At 69.9% G+C, this 16376-nt stretch carries 12 protein-coding genes; 8 read left to right on the top strand and 4 right to left on the bottom strand.

Annotated features, from left to right (window positions below):
• The first annotated feature begins 23 nt into the window (after window positions 1-23).
• Window positions 24-1337 (top strand): MFS transporter, encoded by a 1314-nt coding sequence (locus OG896_RS19110; RefSeq protein ID WP_329367018.1) that lies wholly within the window; start codon window positions 24-26, stop codon window positions 1335-1337.
• A 148-nt stretch (window positions 1338-1485) separates the two neighbouring features.
• Here OG896_RS19110 and OG896_RS19105 read toward each other — a convergent pair whose 3' ends face one another.
• Complete coding sequence (locus tag OG896_RS19105; RefSeq protein WP_329367016.1) at window positions 1486-2931, bottom strand: CCA tRNA nucleotidyltransferase; 1446 nt, start codon at window positions 2929-2931, stop codon at window positions 1486-1488.
• 203 nt (window positions 2932-3134) lie between these two features.
• On the opposite strand from OG896_RS19105, the gene OG896_RS19100 reads away from it, so the two are divergent.
• The 7 genes from OG896_RS19100 to trxA all read left to right on the top strand — a co-directional run bounded on the left by OG896_RS19100 (window position 3135) and on the right by trxA (window position 13291).
• Window positions 3135-5480 (top strand): DUF6049 family protein, encoded by a 2346-nt coding sequence (locus OG896_RS19100; protein ID WP_329367014.1) that lies wholly within the window; start codon window positions 3135-3137, stop codon window positions 5478-5480.
• 68 nt (window positions 5481-5548) lie between these two features.
• Window positions 5549-8011 carry a murein biosynthesis integral membrane protein MurJ gene (gene murJ, locus OG896_RS19095; RefSeq protein ID WP_329367012.1) on the top strand — a complete coding sequence of 821 codons (2463 nt, stop codon included), beginning with the start codon at window positions 5549-5551 and terminating at the stop codon, window positions 8009-8011.
• A gap of 138 nt (window positions 8012-8149) precedes the next feature.
• The gene (locus OG896_RS19090) at window positions 8150-10102 is read left to right on the top strand and encodes a protein kinase family protein (RefSeq protein WP_329367010.1); all 1953 of its coding nucleotides are present in this window, start codon (window positions 8150-8152) and stop codon (window positions 10100-10102) included.
• Window positions 10103-10135: 33 nt separating this feature from the next.
• Window positions 10136-10861 (top strand): RNA polymerase sigma factor SigM, encoded by a 726-nt coding sequence (gene sigM / locus OG896_RS19085; RefSeq protein WP_329367008.1) that lies wholly within the window; start codon window positions 10136-10138, stop codon window positions 10859-10861.
• Entirely contained in the window at window positions 10858-11817 is a 960-nt protein-coding gene (locus tag OG896_RS19080; protein WP_329367005.1) for an anti-sigma factor family protein, read from the top strand. The genes sigM and OG896_RS19080 overlap by 4 nt, the downstream gene beginning before the upstream one ends.
• Before the next feature lie 124 nt (window positions 11818-11941).
• Window positions 11942-12892, top strand: coding sequence for a thioredoxin-disulfide reductase (gene trxB, locus OG896_RS19075; protein ID WP_329367003.1), 951 nt, complete (start codon window positions 11942-11944; stop codon window positions 12890-12892).
• Window positions 12893-12943: 51 nt separating this feature from the next.
• Complete coding sequence (trxA, locus tag OG896_RS19070) at window positions 12944-13291, top strand: thioredoxin (RefSeq protein WP_329367001.1); 348 nt, start codon at window positions 12944-12946, stop codon at window positions 13289-13291.
• Window positions 13292-13397: 106 nt separating this feature from the next.
• Here trxA and OG896_RS19065 read toward each other — a convergent pair whose 3' ends face one another.
• The 3 genes from OG896_RS19065 to OG896_RS19055 form a co-directional block, all read right to left on the bottom strand.
• Window positions 13398-14015, bottom strand: coding sequence for a GNAT family N-acetyltransferase (locus OG896_RS19065; RefSeq protein WP_329366999.1), 618 nt, complete (start codon window positions 14013-14015; stop codon window positions 13398-13400).
• Between the two features lie 74 nt (window positions 14016-14089).
• Entirely contained in the window at window positions 14090-15196 is a 1107-nt protein-coding gene (locus tag OG896_RS19060; RefSeq protein WP_329366997.1) for a ParB/RepB/Spo0J family partition protein, read from the bottom strand.
• Window positions 15193-16314, bottom strand: coding sequence for a ParA family protein (locus OG896_RS19055; RefSeq protein ID WP_328466606.1), 1122 nt, complete (start codon window positions 16312-16314; stop codon window positions 15193-15195). The genes OG896_RS19060 and OG896_RS19055 overlap by 4 nt, the downstream gene beginning before the upstream one ends.
• Window positions 16315-16376: the final 62 nt, after the last annotated feature.

Here is a 16376-nt window from a genome sequence, read left to right as displayed (position 1 = left end):
GTCCGTCGTGTGAAGGTGTGCACATGGGTGTTCTGCGTGACCTTCGGGTACTGCTGCGACTGCCGGATTTCCGGCGGCTGCTGACGGTACGGCTGCTGTCGCAACTCTCCGACGGCGTCTTCCAGGTCGCGCTCGCCGCCTACGTGGTGTTCTCGCCGGAGAAGCAGGCGTCGCCCGGGGCGGTGGCCTCCGCGATGGCGGTGCTGCTGCTGCCGTACTCCCTGCTCGGCCCGTTCACCGGGGTCCTGCTCGACCGCTGGCGGCGCCGCCAGGTGCTGCTGTACTGCAACGCCCTGCGGGCCGTGCTCTCGTGCGGAACCGCCGGGCTGATCCTGCTCCATGTGCCCGACTGGCTCTTCTACCTGTCCGCGCTGTCGGTGACCGGCGTCAACCGCTTCGTGCTCGCCGGGCTGTCGGCCGCACTGCCGCGGGTGGTGGACGGCGAGCGCCTGGTGACGGCGAACTCCCTTTCGCCCACCGCGGGCACCCTCGCCGCCGCGGTGGGCGGCGGCGCCGCGTTCGTCGTGCACCTCTTCCACGCGGCGGGAACCGGCGCCGACGCGGCCACCGTGCTGCTGGCAGCCGTGCTCTACCTGTGCGCGGGCCTGTCGGCGCTCACCCTCGGCCGCGACCTGCTCGGGCCGGACATCCGGGGCGGCCGCACCCGGGTACGCGCCGAACTCGCCGGCACCGCGCGCGGCCTCGCCGAGGGGCTGGGGCATCTGAGGCAGCGGCCGGCCGCCCGCCAGGCGCTCTCGGCGATGACGGCGATGCGCTTCTGCTACGGCGCCCTGACCGTCACCCTGCTGATGCTGTGCCGCTATGCCTGGTCGGACCCGTCCGACAGCAACGCCGGCCTCGCCCTGCTCGGCCTTGCCCTCGGTCTGTCCGCTGCCGGCTTCCTCGTCGCCGCGGTCATCACTCCCTGGGCCACCACCCGGTTCGGCACCGCGGGGTGGATCACCGGCTGCTCGGCCGGGTCCGCACTCCTGCTGCCGCCGTTGGCGCTGCCGTTCGCGAAGACTCCGATGATGGTGGCCGCCTTCGCGCTCGGCGTCACCACCCAGGGCGCCAAGATCGCCACGGACACCGTCGTGCAGACCCATGTCGACGACACTTACCGCGGCCGGGTGTTCTCGCTCTATGACGTGGCATTCAACGTGGCCTTTGTCGGAGCCGCGGCGATCGCCGCCCTGATCCTGCCGTCGGACGGCCGCTCCTCGATGCTGGTGATCGCCCTGGCGCTGATCTACGCGGGGGTCGGCTACGCGATGTTCCACGTGGAACATCGGCCGGCAATGTTCCACGTGGAACAGGAAGCGGAGGAGAACGGCTGAAGGCAGAACGGCTGAGGGCGCCGGACCGGAGACGACCGATGTTCCACGTGAAACATCGACCCGTTCGGCATCAATCCGTGGCGGCAGCCTCTCGACGTCAGGCCCTAAGCAGGGGAGTCGCTCGACCTCAGCCAGCTTCCCGCCGGCATCAGCTCTGCGCCGCCCACCATTCCTTCAGCGCGGCCACGGCCGCGTCCTCGCCGAGCGGGCCGTTCTCCAGCCGCAGCTCCAGCAGGTGCTGGTACGCCTTGCCGACCACCGGGCCCGGTGGGACCCCGAGAATCCCCATGATCTGGTTGCCGTCCAGATCCGGACGGATCGCGTCCAGCTCCTCGCGCTCCTGAAGTTCGGCGATCCGCGCCTCCAACCCGTCATAGGTACGGGACAGCGCCGCGGCCTTGCGCTTGTTGCGGGTCGTGCAGTCGGAGCGGGTCAGCCGGTGCAGCCGCTCCAGCAGCGGGCCGGCGTCTCGCACATAGCGGCGTACGGCCGAGTCGGTCCACTCGCCGCTGCCGTAGCCGTGGAAGCGCAGGTGCAGCTCGACCAGCCGGGAGACGTCCTTCACCAGCTCGTTGGGGTACTTCAGCTTCGTCATCCGGGACTTGGTCATCTTGGCGCCCACCACTTCGTGGTGGTGGAAGGAGACCCGGCCGTCCGGCTCGAAGCGACGGGTCCGCGGCTTGCCGATGTCGTGCAGCAGCGCGGCCAGCCGCAGCACCAGATCGGGTCCGTCGGTCTCCAGGTCGATCGCCTGCTCCAGCACGGTCAGGGTGTGCTCGTACACGTCCTTGTGCCGGAAGTGCTCGTCCCGCTCCAGCCGCAGCGCCGACAGTTCGGGGAGCACCTGATCGGCGAGCCCGGTGTCCACCAGCAGCCGCAGGCCCTTGCGGGGGTGGTCGGAGAGCAGCAGCTTGTTCAGCTCGTCCCTGACCCGCTCCGCGGACACGATCGTGATCCGGTCGGCCATCGCCGTCATCGCGGCGACCACCTCGGGCGCCACCTCGAAGTCGAGCTGGGCGGCGAACCGGGCCGCTCGCATCATCCGCAGCGGGTCGTCGGAGAACGACGACTCCGGGGTACCCGGCGTACGCAGCAGCCGGGCCGCCAGGTCGTCCAGGCCGCCGTAGGGGTCCACGAACTCCGTCTCGGGCAGCGCCACGGCCATCGCGTTCACCGTGAAGTCCCGGCGCACCAGGTCCTCCTCGATGGTGTCGCCGTAGGAGACCTCCGGCTTGCGCGAGGTCCGGTCGTACACCTCGGACCGGTAAGTGGTCACCTCGACCTGGAAGCTCCTGGCCTCCTCGCCCTCGCCAGCGGGCACGTCCTTGCGGGCACCGACCGTGCCGAAGGCGATGCCGACCTCCCACAGCGCGTCCGCCCACGGCCGCAGGATCTTCAGTACCTGCTCGGGACGGGCATCGGTGGTGAAGTCCAGGTCGTTGCCGAGCCTGCCGAGCAGGGTGTCCCTGACCGAGCCGCCGACCAAGGCGAGCTTGAAACCGGCGGCGCTGAACAACCGGCCGAGGTCTTCGGCCACCGGCTCGATCCGGTGGTGGGCCTGCGGGGTCTGGGCGGCATTGCTGACGTTCGGCACAACGTCAAAGGGTACGGGGCGCGGGCGGGCCCTGGCGCGCCGGTTTCCCACGAGCTGTGGCGTACCTGTGGCGGACGCACAGCACTTGGACACCTCGACGATCGTTAACATGCCACCACGCACTTCCGCAGGACGCACAAGGCAGACGGACGACCGACCGGTGGCACCCACCGGCAGACGACGAACGAGGGACGGGCGAGCGCGTGGGCGAGGCGGCACAGGCAGCCGGTAGGGCTCCGACGGCACCGCGCCGACGGCTGCTGCGGGGCACAGCACTCCTTGCCGGAGCCGCGCTCCTCACCGGCCTGCTGCAGGCCGTGGGAGCCACCACCTCGCACGCCGCCCCGGAACTGGCGGCAACGGCCGCCACCGGCTCGCGTGCGGCCGCGGTGACCGTCACCGACCTGAGCCCCCGCATCCCGTCCTCGGGCGACTCGATCACGGTGACCGGCACCGTGGTGAACAACGGCAAGTCGAAGATCACCGATGCGCGGATGGCCGCCCACGTGCCGCCCGGCGGAGCGGTGCACACGCGCAGCGCGCTGCTGAGCGAGGAGTCCAGGACCGGATTCGACGTCACCCTGGACGGCAAGGACATCAACGGCCACCAGGTCACCATGCCGGACCTCGCGCCCGGTCAGAGCGCGAAATTCACCATGAAGATCCCGGTGAGCGCCCTCTACCTCGGTCCTTCCGGCGGCGTGTACGTGGTCGGTATCGCGCTGGACGGACAGAACGCCGAGGTGCCGGCCGACCACGTCCTCGGCATCAAGCGGGTCTTCCTGCCCTGGTACGGCAACAGCAGCGGCGCGAAGTCGACCCGGCTCACCAATCTGTGGCCGCTCACGGACCGGCCGCACGTCGACCCGCGCGGGGACAGCGACTCCCAGCAGAGCCCGATCTTCACCGACGACGACCTGGTCAAGGAGCTCAAGCCGGGCGGCCGGCTCGACGAGATGGTCAGGCTCGGCAGCACCCTGCCGGTCACGTGGGTCATCGACCCCGATCTGCTGGCCACCGTCGAGGCGATGACGAAGCCCTACCGGGTGGCCGGACCAGGTGGTGATGTCACTCACCCCACCGACGGCACCGGCTCGACGGTGGCCAAGCAGTGGCTGAACTCACTCAAGACGGCCGTCGCCGGTCACCAGGTGGTGGCGCTGCCGTTCGGCGATCCGGACATCGCCTCGCTCGCCCACCACGCCAAGGGACAGACCAGCGACCTCAACCTGGTGAAGACCGGCACCGCCCTGGGCAAGACCACGGTCGACCTCATCCTCGGCGTCCAGTCCCTCACCAACGTGGCCTGGCCGGTGGACGGCGCGATCGACCCGTCCGTGGTGTCCGTGGCGCGGGCCTCCGGCGCCGACCAGATCATCACGCGCAACGACTCCCTCCGGGAGCACGCGACGCTCGACCACACCCCGACCTCGGCCCGCTCCATCGGCGGGGGCACCACCGCGGTGAACACCGACGCGGTGCTGTCCACCGACTTCGACGGCGACATGAGCAAGCCGCAGAACGCCGGCCTCGCGATCCAGGACTACCTCGCGCAGACCCTGCTGATCACCCTCGAGGCGCCGGACACGCAGCGCAGCATCGTGGTGGCACCGCAGCGCATGCCGAGCATCGCGCAGGCGAAGGCGATGGCGGTCGCGATCGCCGCGGCGGACAGCAGCCAGTGGGCGGAGTCGGCCGACTACGGCACCGCCGCCAAGGCGAAGGCCGACCCGAAGGCCAACCACAAGGTTCCCTCGTCCAGCGCCTACCCGAAGTCGCTGCGCAAGCAGGAACTGCCCGTCGACGCCTTCCGGCAACTCCACGAGGTGCAGCTCAACCTCAACGACTTCGTGGTGATCCTCACCATCAAGGACCGCGTGACCGTGCCGTTCCGCAACGCGATGCTGCGGGCGACCTCCACCGGGTGGCGCGGCGACGACAGCGGCGAGAAGGCGTACCGCGACTCGATCGGCACCTACCTCACCGACCTGATCGACTCGGTCCACATCCTGCAGAAGTCCAATCTCACACTCTCCGGCCGCAGCGGCACCATTCCGGTCACCGTGAAGAACGAGCTGGGCCAGCAGATCAACGGCCTGGTGCTGCGGCTCAGCTCCAACTCCAACATCCGGCTCAAGATCAAGGACCCGCAGCAGCCGATCACCATCGACGGCGGCCATACCCGTACCCTGAAATTCCAGACCACGGCGAGCGCCAACGGTCCGGCGCAGATCACCGCACACCTCTACACCCAGAACGGCGCGCTGTACGGCGGCACCGTGGACTTCAAGGTCCAGCTCACCAACGTCACCGACCTGGTGATGCTGATCATCGCGGCCGGTCTGCTGCTTCTGGTGCTCGCCGGGGTACGGATCTATCGTCAGCGCAAACGCCACGCAGCCGCGGAAGGCGGCACGAACGGCGGAGCGAACGGCGACGGCGGCGGTGACACCGACGGCACCGGGCCCGAGCAGCCGGGTGACCCTGCAGCTGACACCGGCCAGGACAGCACCGAGCCGTCCCCGGCAGGTGAGAAAGTGGACGGATAGCCAGCGGACAATAAGGTGGGGCACTGATGAACGCGCCGTACGACGGTGATCGCGACGCTGCGGGCCAGATGCCTCACACGCCCGAGCAGCACGCCGCGCCACCCGATCCCTATGCGCAGGACGGTTACGCCTACCAGCAGCCGTACCCGCAGCAGTACCCCCAGCCGGGCCCCGCGGGGCCCGGCCCGTCCGGCGACCAGTTCTACGACCAGTCGGCGCACCCCCCGCAGCAGCCGCACCCCCCGCAGGCTCAGCAAGCTCAGCAGCAGGCCGGCTACTACTGGCAGCAGCCGTCTCCCGCGACCTACCAGCAGATGACGTACGGCGACAACCCGGCCTCGCTCTATGTCGACGACCTCGGCCAGACCGGCGCGATTCCGGTCTTCGACTCCTACGAGCACCTCTTCCGCGACCAGCAGCAGGGCGGGTACGCCCCACCGCAGCAGGACCCGCAGCAGCAGGGGCAGGGCTACCAGCAGGCGTACCAGCAGCCGCAGGACCCGCGCCAGGGCTACTACCAGCAGCCCCAGCCCGGCTACGCCCAGCCGTACGGCTACCCGCAGGTCCCCGACAACGAAGGCACCGGTTACTCCGAGCCAGCGTACGAGGAACAGCCGTACGGGCAGCCGACCACCTACCAGGGCGACCACCAGTACGTCGAGCAGGGCTACGTCGACCCGCAGCAGGTCGATCCCCGGCAGTACGGCCAGGGCGCCGGCGGCGCCGGCTATGTGGACCCGCGCTACGCCGACCCCCGATACGCCCCGGCGTACCAGCCGCAGCCCGGTCAGCCGGCCCCGGCCGGGGTGCCGGCCGGGGCCCCGGTGGAGGGCACCGGACTGCCGCCGCGGGACGCCACCGGTCAGATCCCGGTCGTCGCGCCCACCAGCGGTGGCAAGGCCGGCAACATCCTCAAGTCCAGCGCGCTCATGGCCGCCGGCACCCTGGTCTCCCGGGTGACCGGCTTCGTGCGCACCCTGGTCATCGCCGCCGCGATCGGTGTGGCCACCCTCGGCGACTCCTACGCGGTCGCCAACGTGCTGCCGACGATGATCTACATCCTCACCATCGGCGGCGGCCTGAACTCCGTCTTCGTGCCGCAGCTCGCCCGCGCGATGAAGAACGACGAGGACGGCGGCGCGGCCTACGCCAACCGGCTGCTGACCGTGGTCATGGTGGTGCTGGGCGGCATCGTGGCGATCACCGTGGCCGGAGCGCCGCTGCTGGTCAAGATGATGTCCCCGAAGATCGCGCAGAACCCCGACTCGTACGAGGTGGCGATCTCCTTCGCCCGCTACTGCCTGCCGACGATCTTCTTCATGGGCGTGCACGTCGTGATGGGGCAGGTGCTCAACGCCCGCGGCCGGTTCGGCGCCATGATGTGGACGCCGGTGCTCAACAACATCGTGGTGATCTTCACCTTCCTGATGTTCATCTGGGTCTACGGCCCCTTCAGCAGCACCCGGATGGACTCCAGCACGATCACCCCGCAAGGCGCACGGCTGCTGGGCATGGGCACCTTGCTGGGCCTGGTGGTCCAGTCGCTGTCGATGCTGCCGTACCTACGGGACGCGGGCTTCAAGTTCCGGCCGCGCTTCGACTGGCGCGGCCACGGCCTGGGCCACACCGCCAAGCTGGCGAAGTGGACGTTCTTCTTCGTGCTGGCCAACCAGGCCGGGCTGATCGTCGTCACCCAGCTCGCCACCTGGGCAGGCGCCGACGCGGACAAGAGCGGCTACCAGGGCACAGGCATCACCGCCTACAACAACGCCCTGCTGATCTGGCAGATGCCACAGGCCATCATCACCGTCTCGGTGATGGCGGCGGTACTGCCGCGGATCTCCCGGGCGGCCGCCGACGGCGACATCGCCTCGGTCCGCGACGACATCTCCTACGGCCTGCGGACATCGGCGGTGGCGATCGTGCCCGCCGGGTTCGCCTTCCTGGCGCTGGGCGTGCCGATGTGCGGCCTGCTGTACGCCAGCACCGGCGCGGAGTCCGCCCGGAACATCGGCTTCATCGTGATGGCCTTCGGAGTCGGGCTGATCCCGTTCTCCGCCCAGTACGTGATCCTGCGCGGCTTCTACGCCTTCGAGGACACCCGCACCCCCTTCTACAACACGGTGGTGGTGGCCGCGGTCAACGCGATCGCCTCCGTCATCTCCTTCCTCATCCTGCCCACCCGGTGGGCCGTCGTCGGCATGGCCTTCTCCTACGGCCTCGCGTACGCGGTCGGTGTCGGGGTGGCCGCCAAGCGGCTGCGCGGACGGTTGCAGGGCGACCTGGACGGCAAGCGGGTCATGCGCACCTACGCCCGGCTCACCGGCGCCTGCGTGCCCGCGGCGGCCGTGGCCGGGATCGCCGTGGTCGTCATCCTCAAGGCCCTGGGCAGCGGCGCGGCCGGCTCGATGGCCGCTCTGGTGGTCGGCGGCGGGCTGCTGCTGGGCGTGTTCGTGATCGCGGCCAAGCGGATGAGAATCGAGGAGATGACCGCGATGATCGGGATGGTGCGGGGTCGTCTCGGCCGCTGAACACGTGCCCCGGCTTTCCCGCTCCGTACCGCACAACCATCATGGTGGGCTGTGTGTCGTGCATAGAGCCGGAGTGCGGGCACAATTGTCATCGGCGTGACGTGAGAACGTGCAATGGATGGGGAGGCAGGAACGACGGTGGCGGATCGGAGCACGGCCGCCGTCGGAGTGGCCAACGAGGGCGGCGAGGGTTCGTCCTCCGCCCGGCAGGGCAGCGCCACTCCCGACGGCACCACGACGGACGAGCAGACCAGCGGCACCGCCGAGGACACCACAGCCCAGGAGCAGCCCGACACCGAACCGGCCGCCGAACCGATCGCGGGGCCGCCGAGCGAGAGCACGGCCCAGGACACCGTACGGATCGAGGCCGCTGACGAGGACACCGGTCCCGCCGAGCCGACCGAACCCCTCGAAGCCGTCCCGCCGGCCGAGCCCGTAGCGCCCGCCGGCAAGCCCGCCAAGGCCGCCGGCGCCGATCGACCCGCCGAACCCGCGCAGCCGAGCCCCGAGTCCGCCAAGACCGCCACCAAGACGGCCACGGCGCCGCCCGCGCCCGCCCCTGCTCCGGCCAAGCCCCGGATCACCGCTCCCGATCTGCACAGCGGCCACAAGCTGGCCCGCCGCTACCAGCTCGCCGAATGCGTGACCCGGGTCGACGGCTTCAGCAGCTGGCGCGCGGTCGACGAGAAGCTGCGCCGGGCGGTCGGCGTCCACGTACTGCCCGCCGACCACCCGCAGGCCCGTCCGGTGATGGCCGCGGCCCGCTCCGCCGCCCTGCTCGGCGACCCCCGCTTCGTCCAGGTCCTCGACGCCGTCGAGGACAACGACCTCGTCTACGTGATCCACGAATGGCTGCCCGACGCCGTCTCGCTCGGGGATCTGCTCAGGACCGGCCCGCTGGAGCCGCACGAGGCGTACCAGATGGTCAGCCAGGTCTCCCAGGGCATGGCGGCCGCCCATCGCGAGGGCCTGTCCCATCTGCGGCTCGACCCGGGCGCGGTACTGCGCACGGTCTCCGGCCAGTACCGCATCCGCGGGCTCGCCGTCGCCGCGGCGCTGCGCGGCCTGAAGTCGGACCAGCAGCGGCGGCAGGACACCGAGGCGATCGGCGCGCTGCTGTACGCCGCGTTGACCCAGCGCTGGCCGTACGAGGAGGACGCCCACGGTCTGACCGGCCTGCCCAAGGGCGTCGGCCTGATCGCCCCCGACCAGGTCCGGGCCGGCGTCCACCGCGGCCTGTCGGAGATCGCGATGCGGGCCCTCGCCAACGACGGCGCCACCGCTTCTCGCGAGGAGCCGCCCTGCACCACCCCGGAGGAGCTGGCCAAGGTCGTCGCGGGCATCCCGCGCATCCGGCCCCCGGAGCAGCCCTCACCGGCCTACGGAGTGGCATCCTTCCAGCAGCCCCCGGCACCGCCGAGGGCCGGTGCTCCCCGCCAGGCGCCCGTGATCGCCGGACCGCCGCCCGCACTGCCGGGCCGCACCGGCCAGGTGCTCAAGTGGGCTGTGGCCGCGCTGCTGATCGTCGCGATCGGCCTCGGCAGCTGGCAGCTCGCGGACACCCTGCAATCCCGGGAAGGGCACTCGGCCACCCCGACGCCCACCGGTCAGAAGGGCGGCCAGGCATCGGCGCGACCGTCAGCCGGGCCGATCCCCATCGTCACGGCCAAGGACTACGACCCGTTCGGTTCGGACGGCGGCGAGAACCCGACGCAGGTGAAGTTCGCCTACGACAACCGTCCGGGCACCTCCTGGGAGACCAGCTGGTACACGGACGCCCACTTCGGCAACCTCAAGTCGGGAGTCGGACTGATCCTGGACCTGGGCAGCGCCAAGAACGTCGGCAGCGTGAAGGTGGACTTCGTCGGGCAGACCTCGGTGGACCTGATGGCGGCACCCGCGGGCACGTCCACGATGCCGACCGACTTCGACACCTTCACCAAGGTCGCCAGCGGTTCGGGCACGGAGGCGAAGCTCACCCCGAAGAGCAAGGTGACCACACGCTTCCTGCTGGTCTGGCTGACCACTCTGCCGCCCACCTCGGACGGCCACTTCCGTGGCCAGGTGTCCGAGATCCACGTCACGGGCTGAGCGCCCGACGGTCAGCGGACGAGGGGGGCTGCAGTGGAGGGAAGCGCACTCGGGGACGCCGAGCTTCTCGCCCGCCATGTCGCGGGCGATCCTGACGCCTTCGGCGAGCTGGTACGGCGTCACCGGGATCGGCTCTGGGCAGTTGCCCTGCGCACCCTGGGGGACCGCGAGGAAGCCGCTGACGCCGTCCAGGACGCGCTGGTGTCCGCCTTCCGCTCCGCCCATACCTTCCGCGGCCAGTCGGCCGTCACCACCTGGCTGCACCGCATCACCGTGAACGCCTGCCTGGACCGGGTCCGCAGGGCCTCCTCCCGGCGCACCTCGCCGGTCACGGACGAGAAGAGCCTCGAGGCGCTCATGGAGCCGCACGAGTCCGCGGAGGCGCCAGCGGAGCGCGGCGAACTGCACCGGGAACTGCTCGCGGCGCTCGCCACCCTCCCCGTCGAACAGCGTGCCGCGCTGGTGCTGGTCGACATGCAGGGCTATCCGGTCGCCGAGGCCGCCGCGGTTCTCGATGTGCCGACCGGCACGGTGAAGAGCCGCTGTGCCCGCGGCCGGGCCCGTCTGCTGCCGCTCCTGCGCCATCTGCGGGCCGGCACGGAAGAAGCACCGGTCGCTCCATCCGCACCGACGGCCGGCCGGCCATCCGCTGATCGGCCTCCCGGGCAGCGGCCTGCCCCGGAGGACGGACGGAACCGGGCGGAGGGGACATCCGTCCCACCGACAGGATCGACGCAGGACGGAGGTGGACACCGATGACATCGGCACCGGACAGCAGGCCGCATCCCGAGGTCACGGAGCTCTCCGACCTGACCGAGGACCTGCTCGCACCGGAGCGGGCGGTCGAGGTCCGCCTGCACCTGGCGGAGTGCCCGCTCTGCGCCGACGTCCTGGTCTCCCTCACGGAGATCAGCAGCCTGCTCGGCGAACTGACGGCGGACGAGCAGATGCCCGCCGACGTGGCCGACCGGATCGACGCGGCGCTCGCGGCCGAGGCGGCAACCGACGACAACGGTCGGCCCGATGTTCCACAGCGCGATGTTCCACGTGGAACATCGCCGAGCGGCGCGAGCCGTGTTCCACGTGGAACATCCGCCGCTCCCGCCGGTCGTCCCACCACCGATACCGGGCCGGGGCGTTCCGACCGATCCGACCGACGCCGTCGGCGGCGGGCTTTCACGCTCGCGGCGGGCTGGGCAGTCGGAGTCCTCGCGCTCGGCGGCATCATCTACGGCGTGGTGTCGGCCGGGCAGAACTCGTCGAGTAGCGACGCCAGTGCCTCGAGTGCCGCCGGCGCCAAGCGATCGGACTCCACTCGGGCGACTGGTTCGATCGCCGACCAGGTACGGCAACTGCTCGCCGACCCCTACTCCCCGAACCGGGCCGGCGGCGGTTCCACCACAGCCCCCAACGATGGCGTGTCCCCGATGTTCAACGGGACCGGCCAGGGCACCGGCTCGACGCCGAGCAACGGTGAAGACCAAAGCCAGGGTCACGTGGTGGCCGACGCGCCTTCATGTGTGTTCAAGGCCACGCATCGGACCCAGGCGCCCTTGGCCGTCGGCAAGGACCGCTACCAGGGCACCGACTCGTATCTTGTGGTGCTCCCGCACCCGGCCGACAGCGGGCTGGTGGACGCGTTCGTCGTCGATGCCTCCTGCTCGGCCGATGCTCCGGGCACCGTGCTCTTCCAGGGCACCTACCCGCGTCGGTAGCCGGTCCCGGACGAGCACACGAGCGGCGTACCGACAGGGGAATGCCGGGCCCGTAGTATCCGTTAGGCAGGACGAGAGTCCAGCCAGGGCCCCGCAGTAGTTCGCAGAGACGAGGAAAACATCCGTGACCGACGTCCGTAACGTGATCATCATCGGCTCAGGGCCTGCGGGGTACACCGCGGCGCTCTACACGGCGCGTGCCTCTCTCAACCCGCTGGTCTTCGAAGGCTCCGTGACCGCGGGCGGTGCGCTGATGAACACCACCGAGGTGGAGAACTTCCCCGGCTTCCGGGACGGCATCCTGGGCCCGGATCTGATGGACAACATGCGGGCCCAGGCCGAGCGCTTCGGTGCCGAGCTGATTCCGGACGATGTCGTCGCGGTCGACTTCAGCGGTGACATCAAGTCGGTCACCGACTCGGCGGGCACGGTCCACCAGGCGCGGGCCATCATCGTCACGACCGGCTCGCAGCACCGCAAGCTCAACCTCCCCAACGAGGACCAGCTCTCCGGTCGCGGCGTCTCGTGGTGTGCCACCTGTGACGGCTTCTTCTTCCGCGACCAGGACATCGCCGTGATCGGTGGTGGCGACACCGCGATGGAAGAGGCGACTTTCCTCTCCCGGTTCGCCAAGTCGGTGAAGATCGTGCACCGCCGGGACAGCCTGCGGGCGTCCAAGGCGATGCAGGAGCGGGCGTTCGCCGACCCGAAGATCTCCTTCGTCTGGGACAGCGAGGTGGCGGAGATCAAGGGTGACGGCAAGCTCGCCGGCCTGACGCTGCGGAACACGACGAACGGCGACACTTCCGAGCTGCCGGTCACCGGGCTGTTCATCGCGATCGGCCACGACCCGCGGACCGAGCTCTTCAAGGGTGTGCTCGACCTGGATGCCGAGGGCTACCTCACCGTGCAGGCGCCGAGCACCCGCACCAACGTCCCCGGGGTGTTCGCGGCCGGAGACGTGGTGGACCACACCTACCGCCAGGCGATCACCGCTGCCGGCACCGGCTGCTCGGCCGCGCTCGACGCCGAGCGCTACCTCGCGGCGCTCACCGACGCCGAGAAGACCGCCTGACCTCGCGTCAGCACTCCCTCTCATACGCACCGAAACCTGAGGAGGCCCGCCGTGGCCGAGAACACCACGGGCGACACCAAGCCCAAGCACGTGACGGACGCAACCTTCGCGGAGGAGGTCCTCGCCAGCGACAAGCCCGTGCTGGTCGACTTCTGGGCGGAGTGGTGCGGCCCGTGCCGCCAGATCGCCCCGTCGCTTGAGGCGATCGCGGCCGAGCACGCGGACGAGATCACCATCGTCAAGCTCAACATCGACGAGAACCCGGTGACCGCCGCCAAGTACGGTGTCATGTCGATCCCGACACTCAACGTCTACAAGGGCGGCGAGGTCGTGAAGACCATCGTCGGCGCGAAGCCGAAGGGTGCCCTCGTCAGGGACCTGGCCGACTTCATCGGCTGACACAGCTCCAGGCCCGCTGGGCCGAAGCAAACGGCGGTGGTCGTGTTCCACGTGGAACACGACCACCGCCGTTTCTGCGTCTCCATCGTTGGAGCGGTCGCAGCGGTCACAGCGGCCGCAAGGCCGGCTCTTTCTGTACCGCTCCCAGCAGGCGGTCGATCGCCATCTCGACGTCTTCCCGCCAGGAGAGCGCGGTGCGCAACTCCAGCCGCAGCCGGGGGAAGCGCGGATGCGGCCGTACCGTCTTGAAGCCCACGGCGGTCAGATGGTCGGCGGGGAGCACGCAGTCGGGGGATTCCCACGTGGCGTCGCCGAACGCCTCGATGGCCCGGAAGCCACGGCGGACCAGATCCTTCGCGACCGTCTGCACGAGTACCCGGCCGAGCCCCTGCCCCTGGAAGCCCGGCAGCACCCGGGACGTCATCAGCTGGACGGCGTCTCCCGACACCGGGCTGGTGGGGAAGGCGGTGGAGCGAGGCACATAGGCGGCCGGGGCATAGAGCACGAAGCCGGCCGGCATCTCGTCGACGTAGACCAGTCGGCCGCATGAGCCCCACTCCAGCAGCACCGCGGAGATCCAGGACTCCTTCTCCAGTTCGGGTCGGCCTGCCTTGACGGCCGCTTCACCGCTGACCGGATCGAGCTCCCAGAAGACACAGCGTCGACACGGTTTGGGAAGGTCGGTGAGATTGTCGAGAGTGAGCGGTGCGAGCCGACGTCCCATCTGGCGAAGACCCCGTTTCTGTCAGCCAACCAGCCTGTCGGCACCCCGGCGCAGCCTGCCGGGGTGCCGACAGGTCACTCGGCGCTGTCCTCGGCGTCGTCACCGTCCTCGGATTCGGCCTCCAGCCGGTTCTCCAGGACCTTGCCCTCACCGGGGGCCATTGATCCCAGGATGCGCTCCAGATCCTCTATCGAGGCGAACTCCACAACGATCTTTCCGCGCTTTTGACCCAGGTCGACCTTCACCCTGGTGTCGAAGCGATCTGAGAGCCGGGTGGCAAGGTGCGTCAGCGCCGGCGAGACCCGACGGCCGGCCCGCGGTGCGGCGACCTTACGGGCGGTCGTGGGCTCGCTGTTCATCAGCGTCACGATCTCCTCGACCGCGCGCACCGACAGCCCCTCGGCAACGATCCGATGGGCCAGCCGGTCCTGCTCGTCGGCATCGTCCAGGGAGAGCAGCGCCCGGGCGTGCCCGAACGAGATCACCCCGGCGGCGACCCGGCGCTGTACCGGTGCCGAGAGCTTCAACAGGCGCAGCGTGTTGGACACCTGCGAGCGGGAGCGGCCGATCCGGTCGGCCAACTGCTCATGGGTGCAGGCGAAGTCACGCAGCAGTTGGTCGTAAGCCGCGGCCTCCTCCAGCGGGTTGAGCTGAGCCCGGTGCAGGTTCTCCAGGAGGGCGTCCAGCAGCAGCTTCTCGTCGTCGGTGGCGCGAACGATCGCCGGGATGCGCTCGAGCCCCGCCTCCCGGCAGGCGCGCCATCGGCGCTCACCCATGATCAGCTCATAGCGAGCGGTGTCGATCTGCCGCACCACCACCGGCTGGAGCAGGCCCACCTCCTTGATGGAGGTGATGAGTTCGTTGAGGGCGTCCTCGTCGAAGACCTCTCGCGGCTGCCGAGGATTCGGGGTGATGGCATCCAACGCGAGTTCCGCGAAGTAGGCACCGGTGACCGGCGCCTCCGCCCCGGACAGGTCCGGTTCGGTTCCACGTGAAACAGGGATGTCCACCACCGCGGGTACGGCCTCGGCCGCGCGGCGGTCCGTCAGTCCGGCCACCTTGGCCGCGGCGACACCGCGGTCCAACGTCGCCTGGTTCGCGGACGTGCCACCGGCCGACTGCGGCGCGGCCGGGATCAGCGCGCCAAGACCACGGCCGAGCCCTCTGCGTCGATCACTCACTGAATCCCCTCCGACATACTGTGCGGGTTGTGCTCTTGGTGCTGTTCGGCGTGCTCCGGGTCGTACTCGACCGCGATGTTGGCAGGAAGGCCCCGTAGGGCCATCTCCCGGGCCGCCTCCAGGTAGGAGAGGGCGCCACTGGAACCCGGGTCGTAGGTGAGCACGGTCTGGCCGTAGCTGGGCGCCTCCGAGATACGCACCGACCGGGGGATGCTGGTGCGCAGCACCTCCTTGCCGAAGTGGGTGCGCACCTCCTCCGCGACCTGGGCCGCCAGCCGGGTCCGGCCGTCGTACATCGTCAGCAGGATCGTGGAGACGTGCAGCCGCGGGTTGAGATGGGCACGGACCAGGTCGACGTTCTTGAGGAGCTGACCCAGACCCTCCAGCGCGTAGTACTCGCACTGGATCGGGATGACCACCTCGGCGCCGGCCACGAGGGCGTTCACCGTCAGCAGGCCGAGCGAGGGCGGGCAGTCGATCAGCACGTAGTCCAGCGGCTGTTCATAGCCCTCGATCGCCTTCTGTAGCCGGCTCTCACGAGCGACCAGGGAGACGAGTTCGATTTCCGCACCCGCCAGGTCGATGGTGGCGGGTGCGCAGAAGAGCCCTTCGACATCGGCGACCGGGAGCACGACGTCGGAGAGCGGCTTGCTCTCCACCAGGACGTCGTAGATCGACGGGACTTCGGCGTGGTGGTCGATGCCCAGCGCGGTGGAGGCGTTGCCCTGGGGATCGAGGTCGATCACCAGAACGCGGTTGCCGTGCAGTGCCAGGGAGGCCGCCAGGTTGACGGTGGTGGTGGTCTTCCCCACCCCGCCCTTCTGGTTGGCGACCACCATCACCCGGGTCTGGGCAGGTCTGGGCAGCCCCTCGCCGGCGCGGCCGAGCGCTTCGACGGCCAACTGGGCCGCGCGGCCAATAGGGGTGTCATCCATGGGAGGCAATGTTTCACGTGAAACATCGCTCCCGTACCCCGGGGGCCCGGACAGGGGTCCTCCGGCGGTTTCAGCTGAGCGGGGACCGGGGACCGGATCGGCCATCGGTCCCGCAATGTTGGCGTCGGACCGCAAGGACTCACTCTCCTCGACTTCAGGCTCGCTATGAGGAGAGCCTGCCATGCCTGAGGGGTGCTGAACCAGCGAGCCCCGGCCGCCTGTGGATAAATCCCGAGAACTATCCA

This window comes from Streptomyces sp. NBC_00669 (genome assembly GCF_036226785.1).
GTDB lineage: Bacteria > Actinomycetota > Actinomycetes > Streptomycetales > Streptomycetaceae > Actinacidiphila.
This window is presented reverse-complemented; position numbering and strand designations above follow the sequence as displayed.